20 protein-coding genes are annotated in these 18,029 nt (G+C 73.0%); 10 read left to right on the forward strand and 10 right to left on the reverse strand.

Translation table 11 applies throughout. The annotated features are described in order from the left end of the window. Positions 1-36: 36 nt before the first annotated feature. Positions 37-936, reverse strand: coding sequence for an oxidoreductase (locus FYW99_RS08705; protein WP_150251502.1), 900 nt, complete (start codon positions 934-936; stop codon positions 37-39). 56 nt (positions 937-992) lie between these two features. Here FYW99_RS08705 and FYW99_RS08710 point away from each other — a divergent pair, with 56 nt between their 5' ends. Then, on the forward strand, positions 993-1,610 hold the full coding sequence (locus FYW99_RS08710; protein WP_150251503.1) for a TetR/AcrR family transcriptional regulator: 618 nt from the start codon (positions 993-995) through the stop codon (positions 1,608-1,610). A gap of 109 nt (positions 1,611-1,719) precedes the next feature. Next, on the forward strand, positions 1,720-1,845 hold the full coding sequence (locus FYW99_RS32805) for a hypothetical protein (RefSeq protein ID WP_263364053.1): 126 nt from the start codon (positions 1,720-1,722) through the stop codon (positions 1,843-1,845). 10 nt (positions 1,846-1,855) lie between these two features. Here the strand turns inward: FYW99_RS32805 and FYW99_RS08715 are convergent, their stop codons facing one another. Continuing rightward, the gene (locus tag FYW99_RS08715) at positions 1,856-2,587 is read right to left on the reverse strand and encodes an alpha/beta hydrolase family protein (RefSeq protein ID WP_150251504.1); all 732 of its coding nucleotides are present in this window, start codon (positions 2,585-2,587) and stop codon (positions 1,856-1,858) included. A gap of 292 nt (positions 2,588-2,879) precedes the next feature. Here FYW99_RS08715 and bioB point away from each other — a divergent pair, with 292 nt between their 5' ends. Next, positions 2,880-3,941, forward strand: coding sequence for a biotin synthase BioB (gene bioB / locus FYW99_RS08725; RefSeq protein ID WP_150251506.1), 1,062 nt, complete (start codon positions 2,880-2,882; stop codon positions 3,939-3,941). A gap of 63 nt (positions 3,942-4,004) precedes the next feature. Here bioB and FYW99_RS08730 read toward each other — a convergent pair whose 3' ends face one another. Both FYW99_RS08730 and FYW99_RS08735 read right to left on the reverse strand, forming a co-directional pair. Then, a complete protein-coding gene (locus tag FYW99_RS08730; RefSeq protein WP_150251507.1) occupies positions 4,005-4,235 on the reverse strand; it encodes a YiaA/YiaB family inner membrane protein in 231 nt (76 codons plus the stop codon). Positions 4,236-4,448: 213 nt separating this feature from the next. Next, positions 4,449-5,567 carry an NAD(P)/FAD-dependent oxidoreductase gene (locus FYW99_RS08735; protein ID WP_150251508.1) on the reverse strand — a complete coding sequence of 373 codons (1,119 nt, stop codon included), beginning with the start codon at positions 5,565-5,567 and terminating at the stop codon, positions 4,449-4,451. A 135-nt stretch (positions 5,568-5,702) separates the two neighbouring features. Here FYW99_RS08735 and ddaH point away from each other — a divergent pair, with 135 nt between their 5' ends. From ddaH to FYW99_RS08750, 3 genes are all read left to right on the forward strand, one after another. After that, the gene (ddaH, locus tag FYW99_RS08740; protein WP_150251509.1) at positions 5,703-6,488 is read left to right on the forward strand and encodes a dimethylargininase; all 786 of its coding nucleotides are present in this window, start codon (positions 5,703-5,705) and stop codon (positions 6,486-6,488) included. Between the two features lie 71 nt (positions 6,489-6,559). Then, complete coding sequence (locus tag FYW99_RS08745) at positions 6,560-6,961, forward strand: RidA family protein (RefSeq protein WP_150251510.1); 402 nt, start codon at positions 6,560-6,562, stop codon at positions 6,959-6,961. Positions 6,962-7,054: 93 nt separating this feature from the next. After that, complete coding sequence (locus tag FYW99_RS08750; RefSeq protein WP_150251511.1) at positions 7,055-8,011, forward strand: helix-turn-helix transcriptional regulator; 957 nt, start codon at positions 7,055-7,057, stop codon at positions 8,009-8,011. A 10-nt stretch (positions 8,012-8,021) separates the two neighbouring features. Here the strand turns inward: FYW99_RS08750 and FYW99_RS08755 are convergent, their stop codons facing one another. Continuing rightward, entirely contained in the window at positions 8,022-8,597 is a 576-nt protein-coding gene (locus FYW99_RS08755) for a Uma2 family endonuclease (RefSeq protein ID WP_150251512.1), read from the reverse strand. Positions 8,598-8,735: 138 nt separating this feature from the next. Between FYW99_RS08755 and FYW99_RS08760 the strand changes: the two genes are divergently transcribed. Further along, entirely contained in the window at positions 8,736-9,653 is a 918-nt protein-coding gene (locus FYW99_RS08760) for a GNAT family N-acetyltransferase (RefSeq protein ID WP_150251694.1), read from the forward strand. Here the strand turns inward: FYW99_RS08760 and FYW99_RS08765 are convergent. Beyond that, positions 9,631-10,647, reverse strand: coding sequence for a Gfo/Idh/MocA family protein (locus FYW99_RS08765; RefSeq protein ID WP_150251513.1), 1,017 nt, complete (start codon positions 10,645-10,647; stop codon positions 9,631-9,633). The genes FYW99_RS08760 and FYW99_RS08765 overlap by 23 nt on opposite strands. 128 nt (positions 10,648-10,775) lie before the next feature. On the opposite strand from FYW99_RS08765, the gene FYW99_RS08770 reads away from it, so the two are divergent. Then, the gene (locus tag FYW99_RS08770; protein ID WP_150251514.1) at positions 10,776-11,192 is read left to right on the forward strand and encodes a hypothetical protein; all 417 of its coding nucleotides are present in this window, start codon (positions 10,776-10,778) and stop codon (positions 11,190-11,192) included. Here FYW99_RS08770 and FYW99_RS08775 read toward each other — a convergent pair. Genes FYW99_RS08775 through FYW99_RS08785 form a run of 3 tightly spaced genes read right to left on the reverse strand, consistent with a single transcriptional unit; the run spans position 11,179 to position 14,217 of the window. Continuing rightward, positions 11,179-12,150, reverse strand: coding sequence for a DUF4097 family beta strand repeat-containing protein (locus FYW99_RS08775; protein WP_150251515.1), 972 nt, complete (start codon positions 12,148-12,150; stop codon positions 11,179-11,181). The genes FYW99_RS08770 and FYW99_RS08775 overlap by 14 nt on opposite strands. Before the next feature lie 46 nt (positions 12,151-12,196). Further along, the gene (locus FYW99_RS08780) at positions 12,197-12,901 is read right to left on the reverse strand and encodes a response regulator transcription factor (RefSeq protein WP_150251516.1); all 705 of its coding nucleotides are present in this window, start codon (positions 12,899-12,901) and stop codon (positions 12,197-12,199) included. Further along, the gene (locus FYW99_RS08785; RefSeq protein ID WP_150251695.1) at positions 12,898-14,217 is read right to left on the reverse strand and encodes a sensor histidine kinase; all 1,320 of its coding nucleotides are present in this window, start codon (positions 14,215-14,217) and stop codon (positions 12,898-12,900) included. The genes FYW99_RS08780 and FYW99_RS08785 overlap by 4 nt, the downstream gene beginning before the upstream one ends. A 214-nt stretch (positions 14,218-14,431) precedes the next feature. Here FYW99_RS08785 and FYW99_RS08790 point away from each other — a divergent pair, with 214 nt between their 5' ends. Beyond that, a complete protein-coding gene (locus FYW99_RS08790) occupies positions 14,432-15,151 on the forward strand; it encodes a (2Fe-2S)-binding protein (RefSeq protein ID WP_150251696.1) in 720 nt (239 codons plus the stop codon). 99 nt (positions 15,152-15,250) lie between these two features. Further along, positions 15,251-16,480 carry an FUSC family protein gene (locus FYW99_RS08795; protein WP_150251517.1) on the forward strand — a complete coding sequence of 410 codons (1,230 nt, stop codon included), beginning with the start codon at positions 15,251-15,253 and terminating at the stop codon, positions 16,478-16,480. A gap of 65 nt (positions 16,481-16,545) precedes the next feature. On the opposite strand, the gene FYW99_RS08800 is transcribed toward FYW99_RS08795, so the two are convergent. Then, complete coding sequence (locus tag FYW99_RS08800; RefSeq protein WP_223838871.1) at positions 16,546-18,024, reverse strand: MFS transporter; 1,479 nt, start codon at positions 18,022-18,024, stop codon at positions 16,546-16,548. Positions 18,025-18,029 lie beyond the last annotated feature (5 nt).

Raw genomic sequence — 18,029 nt, forward strand, 5'->3', positions numbered from 1 at the left:
GGTGTCAACGGCGGCGGAGTTCGTGAACGGTCGGGTTCATGGCGCTGCGCGGGGTGTCCTCAGCGGAAAGGCCACTCCGGTGAGTTCCTCGGAGGACTCCCACAGTCGGCGTGCGGCGTCGGCGTCACGCGCCTTCGCCGCGCGCCGGACCAGCTTCGGTGCGCCTCGGAGCCCCATGAGGCGACGGGGACCGGCGTAGCTGTCGCCGGGAACGTCCGCCGTGGCGGCGTAGAGCGTCGGCAGGGCGCCGTGTTCCGCGCTCTGCGTGACCAGGCCGATCAGCGCCTGGCTCGCCCGCAACCACAGGTTCTGCCCCTCGGGCCTCATCAGGTTCGTGGCCGAGATCCCGGGATGCGCGGCTGTCGAGATCACCGTGGAACCGGCCTCGTCCAGGCGCCGTTGGAGTTCGGAGGCGAACAGGAGGTTGGCGAGTTTTGACTGCCCGTAGGCGGAGTACTCCCGATAGGGCTTGCGCTCCCAGTTGAGGTCGGCGAAGTCGATCGAGCCGATCAGGTGCGCGAGCGAGGCCACCGTGACGACCCTCTCCCGAATCCGCGGCAGAAGCAGGTTCGTGAGTGTGAAGTGGCCGAGGTGGTTGGTCCCGAACTGCAACTCGAAACCGTCGGCGGTGCGGGACATCGGCGGGAGCGACAGACCGGCGTTGTTGACGAGCAGGTCAACGGGCTCGGTGAGCTGCCGCGCGAACTCCTGGACCGAGGACAGGTCGGCGAGGTCGAGCCTGCGTACCTCGACGTCCCCGGTCATCGTCGCGGCGGCGGCGCGGCCCTTGTCGGGGTCGCGGACGGCGAGCAGGACCCGCGCACCCCGTGCGGCGAGGACGCGAGCGGTCACGCGTCCGATGCCGCTGTTCGCACCGGTGACGACGGCGGTGCGACCGGCCATGGAAGGGACGTCTGCAAGGGAGAACGCTGGCATGACCCCGAATGTAGCCACTGCAAACAATGATGTCAATGCAAACATCGCGTGTTAGGATGGCGGACGTGACCGAACCCGCCGGGCAGCGCCCCTACCACCACGGCAACCTCCGCAGCGCGATCCTCGACACGGCCGAGCGCCAGCTGCGCGAGCGCGGAGCGGACCAGCTCTCCCTCCGGGACCTGGCCAGGGAGATCGGCGTGAGCCACGCCGCGCCGCGGCGGCATTTCGCCGACCGTCAGGCGCTCCTCGACGCACTGGCCGAGGCGGGCTTCGTCCAGTTGGGCAGCGCGCTGCGCACCGCGCTGGCGGAGGCGGGAGACGCGTTCGACGTGCGGGTGCACAAAGCCGTGCTGGCCTTCGCCCGTTTCGCCACCGAGAACGCCGCACTGCTCGAACTGATGAACTCCGGCAAACACCGGCCGGGAGCCACACGGATCGCCGAGGCGGCCGAGGCGGCCTTCGGGCAGGTGAGCGAGCTGATCGAGGAGGGGCAGGAACACGGCGCGCTCGAACACGGTGACCCCGAACGCATCGGGATCATCCTGTACGCGACCGTGCAGGGCATCGCGACGATGGTCAACGGCAACATGATCGACGCGGAGAGGCTCGACGGGCTGGTCGAGACCGCGGTCGAGCAGTTCCTGCGGGGCGCCAGCCCGCGCGGCCGGTAGTTCCCCGCGCACCGGGCCGCCGCGGACGCGCCGCTGCGCAAGGAACACATCTGGCTGCCCGCCCTCGCCCCGCGAAGGACGCCGTCACCCCGACCGCCCGGTACCGCCGATGACCGGTACCACCGCGATCGGGGCGTTTGTGTGTCTGCTGGCCACCGCCGTCGAGGAGGGCCGGGGCCCGTCCTCGACGAGCGGCGTCCTGGCCGACAGCGCCTATCGCCCGCTGCCGACCTGACGGTCCGGCCTCACTTCAGGTGCCGGGCGAAGAACCGGTTCCCGGCGTCCCCCTCGAAGTGCGGGACACCGGTGTGCCCGCCCATGTTGGCGTGCAGGGTCTTCTCCCCGGAGCCGAAGGCGTCGAACAGGTCCAGGGCCAGCTGTCGGTCGTTTCCCTCGTCGTCCCACTGCAACAGGACCTGCAGCGGAATGGTGACCTGTCGGGCCTCCTCGAACATGGTGCGGGGCACGAAGCTCCCGGCGAACAGAAGGGCGGCCGAGATACGCGGCTCGACCACCGCCAGCCGGACGCCGATGGAGACCACTCCCCCCGAGTACCCGACCGGGCCGCCGATCTCGGGCAGCGAGAGGAGGGCGTCCAGGGCGGCCCGCCATTCCGGAACCGCCTTTTCGACCAGCGGGAGGACGAGCCGGTCGACGGTCTCGTCGTTGACCGGCTCGCCGGCCGCCAGTGCCCGGAGCAGGTCGGCGCGGGCCTCCTCGGTAGCGGCGGAACCGGGCCGGTCACCGCCCCCGGGAAGCTCGATGGTGGCCGCGGCGAATCCCTCCGCCGCGGAGTGCCGGGCCCGGGCCGCCAGTCGGGGGTACATCCTGCGCAGTCCGCCGGGGTGGCCGAGCAGGATCAGCGGGGCCGGTGCGGACGCGGATCCGGGCGTCCACAGGATGCCGGGGATCTCGCCGAGGGTGAATGCGCGTTCGAGGACGCCGTCGTCGAGGCGCTGTTCGGAAGTGAAACGCACGGTCGTGCCTTTCGGGAGTGCTCGTGAACGGCGCTCCCGGACGGCCTATCGCCCGACCGTGACCCTGGAGGGGAGCACCCATGTCGATACGTTCACGGGTACCACCTCCTCGTTCTCTGGCACGGCCTCCGGAAAAGTAGCAGTGGTCGCCGTGGTCCGCCAACAGGTTTTCGCGCAGGCTCCGCCGTCGGGGAGGCCGGGGACAAACAACCGCCCCGCACAAGACTTCCGCCGTGTTTTTGGCTGGTTCGGCGGCTGTGCCGCCCGCGTCCGGGGCTCCAGGATCGTCCCCGTGACCACATTCCTTCCCCTGGCCGAGAAGGCCCTTCGCCGCGAGACGCCCACCCGCGCCGAACTCCTCGGGGTTCTGAGCAGCTCCGACGACGACCTGATGGACCTGGTCGCCGCGGCCTTCCGCGTCCGACAGCGCTACTTCGAGCGCCGCGTCAAGCTCAACTACCTCGTGAACATCAAGAGCGGCCTGTGCCCGGAGGACTGCTCCTACTGCTCCCAGCGCCTGGGCTCCGACGCCGAGATCGTCAGGTACACCTGGCTCAAGCCCGACCAGACCCGCGAGGCCGTCGCCCACGGGGTGGAGGCGGGCGCCACCCGGGTCTGCCTGGTGGCCAGCGGGCGCGGCCCCACCGACCGCGACGTGGAGCGCCTGGCCCCCGCCATCGAGGGCATCAAGACCGAGCACCCCGGCGTGGAGGTGTGCGCCTGCCTGGGACTGCTCTCAGAGGGGCAGGCCGACCGGCTGCGCCAGGCCGGGGCCGACGCCTACAACCACAACCTCAACACCTCGGAGAAGCGCTACGCCGACGTCTGCACCACCCACGAGTTCGCCGACCGGGTGGACACCGTGACCAGGGCCAAGCACGCGGGCCTCTCCCCCTGCTCGGGGCTGATCGCGGGGATGCGGGAGAGCGACGACGACCTGGTGGACGCCCTGTTCGCGCTGCGCGAGCTGGAACCGGACTCGGTACCGGTCAACTTCCTCATGCCCTTCGAGGGCACCCCGCTGGAGGGCACCTGGGAGCTGACCCCGCAGCGGTGCCTGCGCATCCTGGCCGCCGCCCGGTTCGTCTTCCCCGACGTGGAGGTGCGCCTGGCGGGCGGCCGCGAGATCCACCTGCGCTCCCTCCAGCCGCTGGCGCTGCACATCGCCAACTCGGTGTTCCTGGGCGACTACCTCACCAGCGAGGGGCAGGCGGGCCGGGCCGACCTGGAGATGATCGAGGACGCCGGTTTCACCGTGCAGGGCGCGGGTGAGCCCACCCTGCCCAGGGAGCGCCACGACCTGCTCAGGCCGCGCCAGCGGGGCGCCGGAACCGCTCTTCCGCCCAACGCCTGACACCGGCGCGGCCCGAGGGCGCGGCGCGCTCCGTCCCCCGCGCGCCGCGCGAACCCGTCCCGGTCAGGAACGCGGGACGGGCTGCTCGCCGTTCCAGATGGGGATCTGCTGGTAGTTCTGGGCCGCCTCGACGGCCAGCGCGTCCTCCTGCCGGTCGCGCACGCACTTGGCCAGGGTGAACGTGGACGTGATGACGTAGAGCAGGCCCAGGCCGAGGAAGGCCCGGATCCACAGGTCGACGGGGAGGTAGATGATCCCCGCACCGACTCCGACCGACGCCGCGCCGAAGGACAGGGCGGACTGGAGGAAGAACTGCGGGGTGGACCGGGGCTGGGGGTGTAGGTGTTCATGCGTCCATGCTGTCGGCTCCCCCGGACACGCGCCTGAGTACCGCTACTCAACTCCCCGCCGAGTCCCGCCGGGGAGCGGACGGGGCCCTTCTCCTCGTTCCGGGGCCTTCCCCGCGCTCGGGGCGGTCGGCCGGTCCGGGCCGATGCCGCGAGGAGGTCAGGCGGGGGTCACGGGACGGTCGGGCAGGAAGGGGGACAGGTCCACTCCGGGATCCTCCCCCATGGCCAGCCTGGCCGCGACCAGGCCCTGGAAGGGGCCGAAGGTCAGCCCCTCGCCGCCCAGACCGGTCGCCACCACCACACCGGGCAGCCGCTCCACGGGGCCCAGCAGCTGCCGTCCGTCGTGCGTGCACGGCCGCAGCCCCACCCGCGTCTCCACCACCGTGGCGTCCGCCAGTTCGGGCAGCACCTCGACCGCGGTGGAGAGGTTGTGCAGCAGGCCCGACGCCGTCACCCGCCGGTCGAACCCGGCCTCCGGTTCCCACGTGCCGCCGGTGACCACCCGGTCGGGGCCGAAGGCCGACACGAAGTACCCGCGCTCGCCGAACCGCACCACCGGCCAGGCGCGGGTGTCGCGCCCCGGCAGCGCGAAGTGGGTCACCTGCCCGCGCACCGGGTGCACGGGCAGATCCACACCGGCGGTGGCGAGCAGCCCGGCCGACCACGCGCCCGCGGCCACCACGACCACGGGCGCCTCCAGGGCCTCGCCGCCCACCCGCACACCGCTCACCCGGCGGCCGTCCCACAGCAGGCGCGACTCCCCCTTGAAGTAGCGCAGCCCCCGCTCCTCGGCCGCGTTGAACAGGGCGACCCGCGCCGCCGCCCCGTTCAGCCGGGCCATGCCCTCCACGAACACCCCGCCGTAGGGCTCGGGCAGCAGCGGGAACCGCTCGCGCGGCTCGCCCGGGGCCAGGCGCTCCACCGCGCCCATCGTCGCGAACTCCGGGCGCTCGGACAGGGTGCGCAGCAAGTCGAACCCGGCGTCGTCGCCCTCGCGGTCCACGGACAGGCCCCCGACCACCTCGTAGCCGGTGGCCTGACCGTCCTCGGCCAGCTCGGCCATCAGCCGCGAGTAGTGCTCGGCCGCGCGGGCCTTGAAGCCCCACACCGGCGGCTCGTCCCACGGCAGCGGCCAGGGGAAGACCACCCCCAGCCCGGCGGCCGTGGCCTGCCCGGGGTGCGAGGCGTCCACCAGCGCGGTGGACACACCCTTCCTGGCCAGGTGGAACGCCGCGCTCGTCCCCACGATCCCGCCGCCGACAATGATCACGTCCATGACCACCACCCTGCCCCCGCCCGCTCCGGCGAACAAGCCGAACGACCCGCGTGCCGCGTCCGGGAAACGGGTACGGGTGCGCGATAGGTTGTGCTCTTCCCAGATCCCGGTGCCGCACCCCTGGAGGACGTGTACGTGGACGGATACACCTACTACGGGGTCGCCCTGATGCGCCGCCCCGGCCCCGACCTGGCACGGGGCATCGTCACCCACGTCCCCCGCGCGGAGGTGGACCCGGTCCTGGCCGCGCGCCAGTACACGATCTACCAGGAGGCCGTCGCCTCGGCCGGGTGGCGGGTGTGCGAGGTCGAACCGGCGCCCGAGCACCCCGACGCGGTGTTCGTGGAGGACACCGTGGTGGTGTGCGAGGACCTGGCGGTCCTGACCCGTCCCGGCGCGCAGGAGCGCCGCGGCGAGGTGGAGGGGGTCGAGGCGGTGGCGCGCACGCTCGGCCTGCGGGTGGCGCGGATCGAGGCGCCCGGGACCCTGGACGGCGGTGACGTGCTCCAGGTGGGCTCGACCGTCTACGTGGGAGTGGGCGGGCGCACCGACGCCGAGGGCGCCGCCCAGCTCGAACAGCTGCTCAAGCCGCTGGGCCGGGAGGTCGTGCGCGTGGGCCTGGGCGCGGCGCTGCACCTGAAGTCGGCGGTGACCGCGCTGCCCGACGGTACGCTCGTGGGCCTGCCCGAGCTGGTGGAGGCCGACGCGCTGCCTCCGGTACGCCGGGCCACCGAGGAGCGGGGCGCGCACGTGCTGCCCCTGGGCGGGCGCGACGTGCTGGTCAGCGCCGCGGCGCACGAGACGATCCACCAGCTGAGCGCCGACCGGTGGCGGGTGCTGCCGGTGGACATCTCCGAGTTCGAGAAGCTGGAGGCGTGCGTGACCTGCCTGAGCGTCCTGATCCCCGACCTCTCCACCTGAAAATACCGGGCGCTCCCGGCGGCCCTGTCGTTAGTCTGAGCGAATTCGTCCGACAAGGCCCCGGGAGCCCGATGAGCGCCGTCCGACTGATCCGCAGCCAGACTCTGACCGACGCCGTGGAGTACGCCTACGCCGCCACGGTCCAGGCGCCCGCGCGCGTGGTGTGGACCGCGGGCGCCTGCCCGCTCGACGAGGGCGGCCGCACCGTCGCGGTCGGCGACTACGCGGGCCAGGCCGAGCAGGTCATGCGCAACCTGCGCACCGCCCTGAACGACGCGGGCGCCGACCTGGCCGACGTCGTCAAGACCACGGTCTACGTCGCCTCCAGTCGCCAGGAGGACCTGGTGGCGGCCTGGAAGGTGGTGCGCTCGCACATGGGCGAGCACGACGCGCCCGGCACCCTGCTCGGGGTGTCCGTGCTCGGCTACGACGACCAGCTGGTCGAGGTGGAGGCGGTCGCCGTGACCCGCTGAGGTGCCACTCCCCCGCCCCGAGTATCCCGCCCGACCGGCCGGTGGCAGGAGTGGAGGACCGAAACCGTCCTCCACTCCTGCCACACTGCGCTCATGAGAGCGACCTCCGCGCGCCTGCTGCGTCTGCTGTCCCTGCTCCAGACCCGCAAGGACTGGCCGGGCGGCGAACTCGCCGACCGCCTTGAGGTGAGTCCGCGCACCGTCCGCCGCGACGTGGACCGCCTCCGCGAACTGGGCTACCCCATCCAGGCCACCATGGGCACCGGGGGCGGCTACCAGCTCGGCGCGGGCGCCGCCCTGCCGCCGCTGCTGCTGGACGACGACGAGGCCGTGGCGGTCGCGGTGGGGCTGCGCACCGCCGCCCAGGGCGGGGTGTCGGGGATCGAGGAGACCTCGGTGCGCGCCCTGGCCAAGCTGTTGCAGGTGCTGCCCTCGCGGCTGCGGCGCCGAGTGGACGCCCTGGGCGCCTTCACCGTTCCGATGCCCTCCGACGGGCCCACGGTCGACGCCGACGTTCTGGCGCTGGTGGCCGCCACCTGCCGGGACAGCGAGCGGCTGCGCTTCGACTACGAGCGCCACGACGGCAGCGCCTCGCGCCGGGCGGTGGAGCCCCACCGGCTGGTCTCGCGCGGGCGGCGCTGGTACCTGGTGGCCTGGGACACCGAACGCGACGACTGGCGCACCTTCCGGGTGGACCGGATGCGCCCGCTCACGCCGACCGGGCCGCGGGTGCCCCCGCGCGACCCGCCCGGGCAGGGGGTCGCCGCCTACCTCCGGGAGCGCATCGACGTGCACATGTGGCCCGTGCAGGCGCGGATCAGGCTGTTCGTCCCGGCGCGGGAGGCCGAGCGCACGGCGGCGGGCTTCGGGCGGATCGAGCCGGTGGACGAGTACTCGTGCGTGCTGGTGTGCTCCGGGGACTCGCTGCTCCACATGGCCTGCTACCTGGGCATGCTCGACGTGGAGATGGAGGTGGAGGAGCCCGCCGAACTGCGCGAGCACATGTCCCGCCTCTCGGAGAGGTTCGGCCGCGCGGCTGCCTCGGGCTGAGATCGCGCGTTCAGAGCCGGTGGACCTCGGTCAGGTCGATGTCCACGGGGTAGGGGAACCCGACCTTGAGCCGGTCGTGGCGGATGCCGGTGGGCACATAACAGGCCTTGGCCGGGTCCAGTTCGTACACGTACACCACGGGTGCGTTGTCGTTCTTCTCGATCCGCCAGAAGTGAGGAATACCCGCTTCCGCGTACAGGAAGGGCTTGCGCTTCCGGTCCCGCTCCATGGACGCCTGCGACACCACCTCGACCACCAGCACCACCGCGTCCGCGGGGAAGGTGCTCTGCCGATCGTCCACGGCCTCGGCGTTCACGACCATGACGTCCGGCTCAGGGCGCTGGCGCGGGCCGAGCGTCACTGTCATCTCACGGCGCACACCGTAGTGAGCCGGAACCGTGTGTCGTAGACCGATGGTGAGCAGGTCCAGTACGACGTTGTGGTACCCCTCTCGCGGCGCGGGGAGGACGATACTGCCGTCGATCATCTCGCTGTGCGGGGGAAGAGCCGTCAGCCTGTCCAGATCCTCGGTCTGAAAGCCTTCGATCGGAGGAATCAACCAGTCGGGCACTGGTGCGGAGGGCATGCCATCCTCGCTGTTCAACGGCTGTCTCGACGCCTGGAAGCCTAGCCCTTCGAGTCCTCAGCCGGGCGGAGTTCGCCCGAACGCGCGCCAAAACCACTACTTTAGGGAGTCGTTTACTTCCGGAGAGTAGTGAAAGTAGTGGTGCAGGTGACCGTCCACGACCACGGCCCCGAACTGCGCGACCTGAGCGCGCCGCCCACCGTCCGGGACCTGTGCCCCGGCTACCGCCTCGCCCGCTGGGACTCCCCCGCGGCCCTGTCACCGCCCTGCCGGGAACACCTGCACCGCGTCCTGCGCGACCTGGCCGCGCGGGCCTTCGGCGCCGACCACTCGCCCTACTGGCGTGCCCGGATCGACGCCGGGTTCTTCGACCAGGTCTCCTCCCTGGCGCTGATCCTGGGCCCCGACGGCTCCCCCGTCGGCTGGGGCGGCTACCACCGCCGTCGCTTCGCCTCCCGGCGCGCCGTGTACCTGGACGCGGCGGGCGTGGTCCCCGCCCACCGCCGCTCGGGCCTGTCCGCGGCCCTGATGACCCACTTCCTGACCCGCGAGGTCCTCGCCCACCCGCTGCGGACCACCTACGTCGTCCTGCGCACCCGTCACCCGGCCGTCTACGCCGCATGGCGCCAGAGCCTGGGCGACGCGCGCGTCTTCCCCAACGAGCTCCGGCCCCTCCCCGTTCGGGTCCGGCGCGTCGCGGGCGAGGCCGCCGAGTGGCTGGGCGACGGGCCGAACCTGGACCCCGACACGCTGCTCGTCCACGACGCCTACCGCGTGTTCGACGGCCGGATCTACGGCACCCGACCCCGCAGCGGCCACCTCGCGCTCGACGACTACTTCGCCCACGAGGTCGGTCCCCGCGACGCCCTGCTGATGGTGGTCCGCATGAGCGTGCCCGCCCTGGCGCGGGCCACCGCCGGACGCCTCCTGCACGCGCGGCGGCGCCCGCAGGAAGGTGGGGACCTTTCCACGGGCGCCGGGGAAACCGCGTATGGGACCGCTCCCAAGAGGGAGAGGGAGGGAGCGGCCGGGTTCATGCCAGGGGCACGGCCTTGACCGTGGACGGGCTGTAGACCAGACCGCCCACGTCGCGGACCTGGTCCATGAGCCGGGCCAGGCGCAGGCTCTCGGCCCAGGGCATGTCGGGGCTCTCCCGCTCACCGGCGGCCACGCACCGCGCGACCTCCTCGGCCTCGTACTCGTAGCCGTTGGCGCGGAAGGGGCGGGAGAACGCCTCCGGCTCGTGGCCGTCGCGGTGCAGCACCACGTCGGTGGCCATCCAGAAGCTCGGGATCTCCAGCCGTCCCTTCGTCCCGGCCAGCACCCCCCGGTTGGGCAGCGTGGTCTGCGAGGCGCACGACAGCGAGCCGGTGCCCCCGTTCTCGCCGCGCACGAGCACGGTGGTGGCGGTGTCCACCATCCGGTCGGGCGACAGGTGGCGGGTGGCGCCCACCACGGTCAGCTCGCCCAGGTGCTGGGAGGCGAAGGCCAGCGGGTACACGCCCAGGTCGAGCAGGGCGCCGCCGCCCAGGTCGGCGTTGAAGAGGCGGTGGTCGGGGTCGTAGGGGGCGTTGAAGCCGAACTCGGCCGAGAGCCAGCGCACCTCGCCGATCGCGCCGTCCTCCACCAGTTCGCGGACCAGGCGGGAGGCGGGCAGGTAACGCGTCCACATCGCCTCCATCAGGAAGAGGCCGCCCTCTCGGGCCGCCTCGACCATCTGCGAGACCTGGAGGGCGTTCATCGCCATGGGCTTCTCGACCAGGACGTGTTTGCCCGCCCTGAGGCAGGTCAGGGTGTTGGGGTGGTGCCAGGGGTGGGGGGTGGCCACGTAGACGGCGTCCACGTTCGGGCTCTGGGCCAGGTCCTCGTAGCTGCCGTGGCGTTCGGGGACGTCCCAGGCCCGGCCGAACTCCTCGGCCCGCTCCGGGGTGCGCGAGCCGACCGCGGTGAGCCGGGCCGTGGGGGTGGACCCGAGCGCCTCGGCGAAGGAGTGCGCGATGCCGCCGGTCCCGAGCACGCCCCAGCGCAGTACGCCGTTTTCATCTGTCATGGGAGCATCCTAAAAAACACGGCCATGTCGGGGTGCGGGCGGGGAAGGTACTCGGTTTCCCCGGCTCCGGACCGTACGGTGGCCAGGAGACGGGCGAGGGCGCCCGCAGGCCACGAACGGAGGGGGATATGTCGGACAACCCAGGCACTCTCGCCCAGAGGCTCGGGGTACGCCCCGGCGACCGGCTGCTCGTCCTCAACGCCCCCGAGCGCTATCTGCGGCTGCTGGAGCCGCCCCCCGACATCCACATCGACCTGGGCCCCGTCGAGGGCGCCGACTACGACGACGTGCACCTGTTCGCCCTGGACCGGGGCACCGTGGGCCGCGAGGCGCCCCGCGTCCTGGACGTGGTGGGACCGAGCACCCGCCTGTGGGTGTGCTATCCCCGGCGCGGCGGCACCATCATCACCGACCTGGCCGCGGACCGGGGCTGGGACCCGCTCCTGGACTCGGGATGGCGCGGTACCGCCCAGGTGCCGATCGACTCGGACTGGGCGGCACTGCGCTTCGAGCGCGCCGGAGCGGGCCGGCCTAACCCGACGTGACGCTCAGGGCGCCGCTGACGGTGTCGGCCTGGATACGGGCGTCCGCCTCCGAGGTGGTGTCCACGTCCACGTCCCGGTCCCCGGACGCGGACTCCCCGGTGACCTCGTAGACGCCCTCGGGCACCCGCACGTCGATACCGCCGCTGACGCTCTCCACGCTCAGCAGGTCGAAGGCGTCCTCGGTGACGACCCCGATGCCCCCCGAGACGGTGGAGACCTGCGCCTCGGTGAAGCCCCCGCCCACCTGGACGCCGCCGCTGGTGGACTCGGCCACGACCGTGCGCGCGCTGAACCCGGACACGTCCACGTCACCGGACGTGCTCGCGGCCTGGAGGTTCTCACCCGTCCCCTCGGCGGTGATCCGACCGCTGGCGGTCTCCGCGACCAGGGAACCCTCCACCCCGGTCACGTCGATCGTGCCGCCGACGGACTCGGCGGTGACGTCGCCGCTGTTGCCGTCCACCCGCACCTCGCCGCTGAGGCTGCCCAGTTCCAGCTCGCCGTCGACGTTCTCCACGCTGATCCGGCCGCTGACCGTCTCCACGGTCACCGCGGTCCCCACCGGGACCGCGACCTCGTAGTCGATCCGGCAGCCGTCGAAGAACGGCATGCCCAGGCACTCGGCCTCCACCTGGAGGGTGCCGTCGTCCTCCTCGATGTCCTCCTCCGGCTCGGTGAGGGGCGTTCCGCGCAGGGTGCGGTCCACCTGCACCCGCTCGGAGCCGCCGGTGAGGACGACGTCGCCGCCGGTGCCGTTCTCGATCTCCACGGCCTGGGGCGCGTCGTAGGCGTCGCTGCGGCTGCCGCGGTCCACGCCGACGTTGCCCAGGACCGAGACGGCGGTCGCCACCACCACGCCCAGCACCAGCACCGCGCCCAGGAGCAGCCACGGGCCCACACGGAACCTGCGCGGCTCCTTGCTCGACGAGGCGTACAGGCCCCGTGCCTTGAATGTCACTGTTCTTCCTTCCTCGCTGGGCTCGCGCCCCCTCTGGTGTCCGCGGTCAGTCCCGGTCCGCGCCGCGCAGGTAGCGCAGCACGGCCTGCACCCTGCGGTGGTCGTGGTCGTCGTGGCCCAGGTCGAGCTTGGTGAAGATCGAGCGGATGTGCTTCTCCACGGCGCGTTCGGTGACGGTCAGCCGCGAGGCCACACCCGCGTTGTTCAGCCCCTGCGCCATGAGCTCCAGCACCTCGGTCTCACGGGGGGTGAGCCGCGTCAGGGCGTTGTCCCGTCGGCGGCTGAGCAGCTGCGAGACCACCTCCGGGTCGATGGCGGCGCCTCCCCCGGCGACCCTGCGCAGCACCGACAGGAACTCGTCGATGTCGGCGACCCGGTCCTTGAGCAGGTAACCGACCCTGCTGGCCCCGCTGCCGAGCAGGTCGGCGGCGTAGCGGCTGACCACGTGCTGGGACAGCAGCAGCACCGCCACCTCCGGGTACTTCTGGCGGATGGCGATACCCGCCTGGATGCCCTCCTCGGAGTAGGTGGGCGGCATGCGGATGTCGACCAGGCACAGGTCCACGTCGGGGTGCTCCTCCACCGCCCGCATCAGCGCGTCGGCGTCGCCGACCTGCTCGACGATCTCCACCCCCGCGTCCTCCAGCAGGCGGGCCATCCCGCTGCGCAGCAGCACCGAGTCCTCGGCGATAACCACCCTGGGCCCCCTCTCCTCGAGCTGGACGGGGTTCGCACCGGTGTACACGGTCATGCCTCCCAAGGGATGTCGGCGGTCAGGACGGTGCCCTCACCGGCCGGGCTGTGGATGGTCAGGACGCCGTCGACGGCGTCCACGCGGTCCCACAGGCCGTTCAGGCCCGTGCCCACCCGGGGCTCGGCCCCTCCGGCGCCGTCGTCGGTGACGGTGAGCCGCAGCAGGTCGCCGCCGCTTCGGGCGGGGCGCGCCACCCGCTCCGCGGCCACGGTGACCCCGGTGGCGCCGGAGTGCTTGGCGACGTTGGCGAGTGCCTCGCAGGCCACGTAGTAGGCCACGCCCTCGGCGCGCGGGGAGGGGCGTTCCTCGAACTCGACGTCCACCCGTACGGGAACCGGGGCGCGTCCGGCGGCCACGGGCAGGGCCGCGCCCAGTCCGTGGTCGGTCAGGACCCGGGGGTGGAGCCCGCGCGCCACCTGGCGCAGCTCGTCCATGACCTCCCGGGACTCGCGCTGGGCCTCCGTGATCAGTTCCAGGGCCGTGTCGGGGTCGGTGGCCACGCGCGAGCGCGCCCGGGTCAGGGTCATGGTCAGGGCGAGCAGGCGCTGCTGGGCGCCGTCGTGCAGGTCGCGTTCGATGCGGCGGCGCTCGGCCTCGGCGGCGTCGACCATGCGCAGGCGGCTGTCCTGGACGTGGATCAGGCGGCGGCGGATGCGCACCTCGGGCGCCTCGAACAGCAGCCTGCGGTGCAGAAGGACCTCGGTGGCGACCATGTAGGGGGCCAGGCGCAGCCCGACGAGGGCGCACAGCGGCCCGAACACGACCAGGACCAGGGGGCCGACCAGGTCACCGGGGGAGCCCATCACCAGCACGAACACGATGCCGATCAGGGCGCCCACGACCGACGCCCCGCCGCACACCACCAGCGCCACCACCACGCCCCCGGCCAGCAGGCCGTGGAACCCGGCGACGGTGCTGTAGACGACCGCCGACCAGGCCTCGCGGCCGAACACGAACCGCCAGGTGCGCACGAACGGCTTGTCGTGGGCCAGGGGGTCGGGCGGACTGGTCTCCACGATCCCGAACACGGTGTCCAGCCGGTTGCGCTGGACCCGGCAGGACAGGCGGGCCAGCAGGGTCGCCAGGGCCGGGAGGCCGACCAGGAAGGAGAGCGAGTCCGAGAGCATCCGGTCGGGGACGAGCCGGGACACCTCGGGCAGCCAGGGGCCGGAGACCGCGAAGCCTGCCCAGGTGGCCGAGGCGACCAGCATGAACGCGGGCACCAGGTAGCACAGGGCCAGGGCCAGCGAGGTCATCAGGTGCAGGACCTCGACCACGCGCACACGCCAGCCGGACCCGTAGGCTTCGGCCACGCGGGGCAGACCGGAGAGGGCGGTGAGGAACCTCCCTCTCCCGCCGTTCCTGGCGCTGGCGCGCGTGCTCTGACCGGTCACGCAACCAATCTAGGTTCGGCGGCCGGAAGGCACGAACCCATCAGCACGTGGAGTGCCGGTGGTGCTGGCACCACTCGGGTGCGGCCGGGGGAGAAAGGCGGGTGCGGGGGTGGACGGAGCGGGGACGACGGCGGTGCGGCCGGTCCTGGCGGAGGTCGGCCGGGTCAACATGATGTTCGCCGTGGAGACGGTCCCTCCCGGCCCGGGGTGGCTGCCGTTGGGAGGCCGCGAAGCGCTGGCGTCTCGCGTCCTGGCAGCCGAGGTGGAGCGTGTGCGCGACCGCCTGGCGGAGCTGGCGGGACGGCCGGACGCGGTGGTGGAGTGGCGGGTGGCGGCGTCGGTGTTCCAGCAGGGGCTGGCGACGCGGCTGCTGTCGCCGGTGCTGGCGGCCGGTCTGTGCCACGGGGCGCTGGTGGACGCGGCGCGCTTCCACTGGGATCCGCACCGGGAGGGACCGGTGGTGCTGCGCACCTCGCAGGACGGGGCCGCGACGGCGGTCGGCGGGACGGCGGAACTGGCCGACTGGGTCGAGCGCACGGTGGTCCTCGGCGTCCTGGCGCGCGGGGCACGGGGGCTGGCAGGGGTGGGCAGGGTGGCGCCGGGGCTGCTGCGGGGCAACACCTCCGCCGCCCTGGCCGGGGCCGTGCGCGCCCTGGGCGCGGACCGGCCCGCGGTGCGCGCGCGGGCCGAGGAGGTGGCCGCGGACCTGCTGGGGCGTCCGTCCCTGGCCGGGACCGGCGGTTACACCGGGGTGGACGCCTCGGGGCTGGGGGTGTTCCGGCGCACCACGTGCTGCCTGTACTACCGGGTTCCGGGCGCGGGGTACTGCGGGGACTGCGCCCTGCGCCGCTGAGTGACCCACACCCGTCCCCTCTCCGTGCTTCGCCGACCCTCACCCCGGGTAGCTGCGGCCGTGGACGACGATCGGCGAGGGCACCGGTGGGAGGAAGCCGTGACAGGTCGCGACAGGGAGGGCACGGACGGAGCCGTGGCCCGCGCACGCGCGTGGGTGAGCCGCGCGGCGGGCTCGGACGGGCACGAACGGCACACGGTGCTGTCCATCGGCAAGAGCGCCCTGGCCGCCTCCTTGGCGTGGTTCGCCGCGCAGCACCTGATCCAGGCCGGCTCCCCGGCCTTCGCCCCCTTCACCGCGGTCCTGATGATGCAGGTCACCGTCTACCAGTCGGTGGTCCAGTCGCTGCGCTACGTGGGCGCGGTGGCGCTCGGGATCACGGTGCAGGCCGTCCTGGGCTTCGCCGCGGGCCCGGACATGCTGACCTTCGTCGTGGTCACGCTCATCGCCCTGGTCATCGGCCGGTGGAGGCCCCTGGGCAGCCAGGGCTCCCAGGTGGTCACGGCCGCGTTCTTCGCCTTCTCCACCTTCCTGACCTCCCAGGGCTACACCGGGCGCCTGGTGGACCTCTCCCAGATCCTGTTGCTGGTGCTCATCGGCTGCGCCATCGGCACCGCGGTCAACGTCCTCGTGCTGCCCCCGATGCGCTTTCGCAGCGCGGAGTACGCCATCCGCTCCCTCGCGCACGCCGAGTGCAACCTGATCGGGGATATCCAGCGCGGCATAGAACGGGGGGAACTGACCGAGGACGAGGCCGAGAACTGGCGGCAGCGGGCCAACCGGCTCGCGTCGACCGTCCAGCAGACGCGTTCGGCGGTGGACACCGCCTGGGAGAGCGTCTACCTCAACCCGGCCAGGCTCCTGCGCAGACACCGCCACCACGTCGCCTTCGAGGGCTACCAGCAGCTCGTCGACGCCCTGGAGCGCACCACCCACCAGCTGGGCTCCCTGGCCCGCAGCATCCACCTGTGGAGCCGTGACGGGGAGCGCTCGGTCTACCAGGACTTCCTCCGCCTCTACGGGAACTTCCTCGCCTCGGTCACCGAGATCACCCGCGAACTCAGCGGGTTGGACCAGGACCGGCTCGGACCCCAGGCCCGGAGGCTGTGCCGGCTCACGGAGCAGGCCCGGGAGCGCCACGACGACCTCCTCCGGGCCAAGGAACGCGAGGGCTCCCCGCCCTTCGACGACCTCCGGCTGCCCTACGGCGTGCTCCTGATCGAGGCGCAGCGGCTCATGGACGAGTTCCAGTACAGCTGCGACGTGATCCTGCACTACGTGGACCGCACCGGGCCCGCGGACGGGCCCGGTGGCGCCCGCCACATCTGACCGCGGCCGCGCGCCCCTCCGGGCCCGCCTGCTACGCGGCGGCCCCGGAAGGGCGGTGGAGCCGGTCAGGCGCGGACGGACCGCCAGGCGGACAGGGCCACACCGGCGGCGGCGAGCAGGACGCCGACGGTCGCCCAGGAGAAGGCGGTGCGGTAGCCCTCCACGGATGCGGCGACGTCTCCGGAGGCGCCCGCGGCGACGGCCGCGCCGACGAGGACGGCCATGCCGGTGGCCCCGCCGAGCTGGTCGACCGAGCGCTGGACGCCGGAGGCGACCCCCGCGTCGGCCTCGGTCACCCCGTGCAGGGCGGCGTTCTGCAGGGCGATCAGGCCGACGCCCATGCCGACGCCGACCAGGAGCATGCCGGGCATGGCGTCGGTCCACAGACTGCCGTCCACCGGCAGCCGCGACAGCCAGGCGGTTCCGGCCGCGGCCGACAGCAGGCCCGCGATCGCCGCCCCGGAGACGCCGAGGGCGCCGATGATCCGGCCGACCACGGTCGCCGAGACCAGGATCGCCGCGCAGAACGGCACGTACGCCAGCCCCGCCTGCAAGGGGCTCAACCCCAGCACGTGCTGGAGGTAGAGCGTCACCAGCAGGAAGGAGGTCGACAGCGCCGCGCTGAGCAGCACCGTCGCCCCGTTGGCGACCAGCCTGGTCCGGTCGGCGAAGAAGGACAGCGGTACCAGCGGGTTGCGCGACCTCGCCTCGACGAGGACGAACAGCCCCATCGCCGCGGCGCCCGCGAGCACGGGGACGAACACCCGCGGCTCCGTCCAGGAGTGCTGCGCCGCCTGGAGCACCCCGTGCACCAGGGCCAGCGGACCGGCTGTCAGCAGCGCCCCGCCCAGGAGGTCGGGGCGGCGCCGTGCGGTGCCGGTCGCGGTGGCCGGAGCGGCCGGGGTCTGGGCCCCCGGCGCCGCGCCGCGGACGCGGTCGGGCGCGACCAGCAGCGGAACCGCGACCAGGACCACGGCGACGACGGGGAGGTTGACCAGGAAGATCCACCGCCAGTGCAGCAGCTCGGTGATCACGCCGGACAGCAGCACTCCGCCGACCAGGCCGGAGCTGGAGATCGCGCCCCAGACACCGAGCGCCCTGGCGCGTTCCCGGGGGGCGGGGAAGAGCATGGCGATCAGCGACATCGCCGCCGGGGAGGCGAGCGCCTCACCGGCCCCCTGCCCGAAGCGCGCTGCCAGCAGCCAGGGCAGGTCCGGCGCCGCGCCCGCGACGAGCGAGGCCGCGCCGAACAGGGCGGCGCCCAGGAGCAGCATGCGCCGCCGCCCCAGCAGGTCGCAGACGCGCCCGCCGAGCAGCAGGAGACCGCCGCCGACCAGTGTGTAACCGGCGACGACCCAGGTCAGGCCCTGCGGACCGGCACCCAGGTCGGCGCCGATGGAGGGCAGGGCGATGTTGACGACCGTGACGTCCACGGCGATGAGGAACTGGAGCATCGACACCGCCGCGAGCGCCCACCAGCGGCGGGCAGCGGTGGAGCGCTCCCGGCGGCCGGGGCGCGCGTCGGAAGTCCGAAACGGGTTCATGTGTG

The organism is Nocardiopsis deserti (assembly GCF_008638355.1).
Classification (GTDB): domain Bacteria; phylum Actinomycetota; class Actinomycetes; order Streptosporangiales; family Streptosporangiaceae; genus Nocardiopsis; species Nocardiopsis alborubida.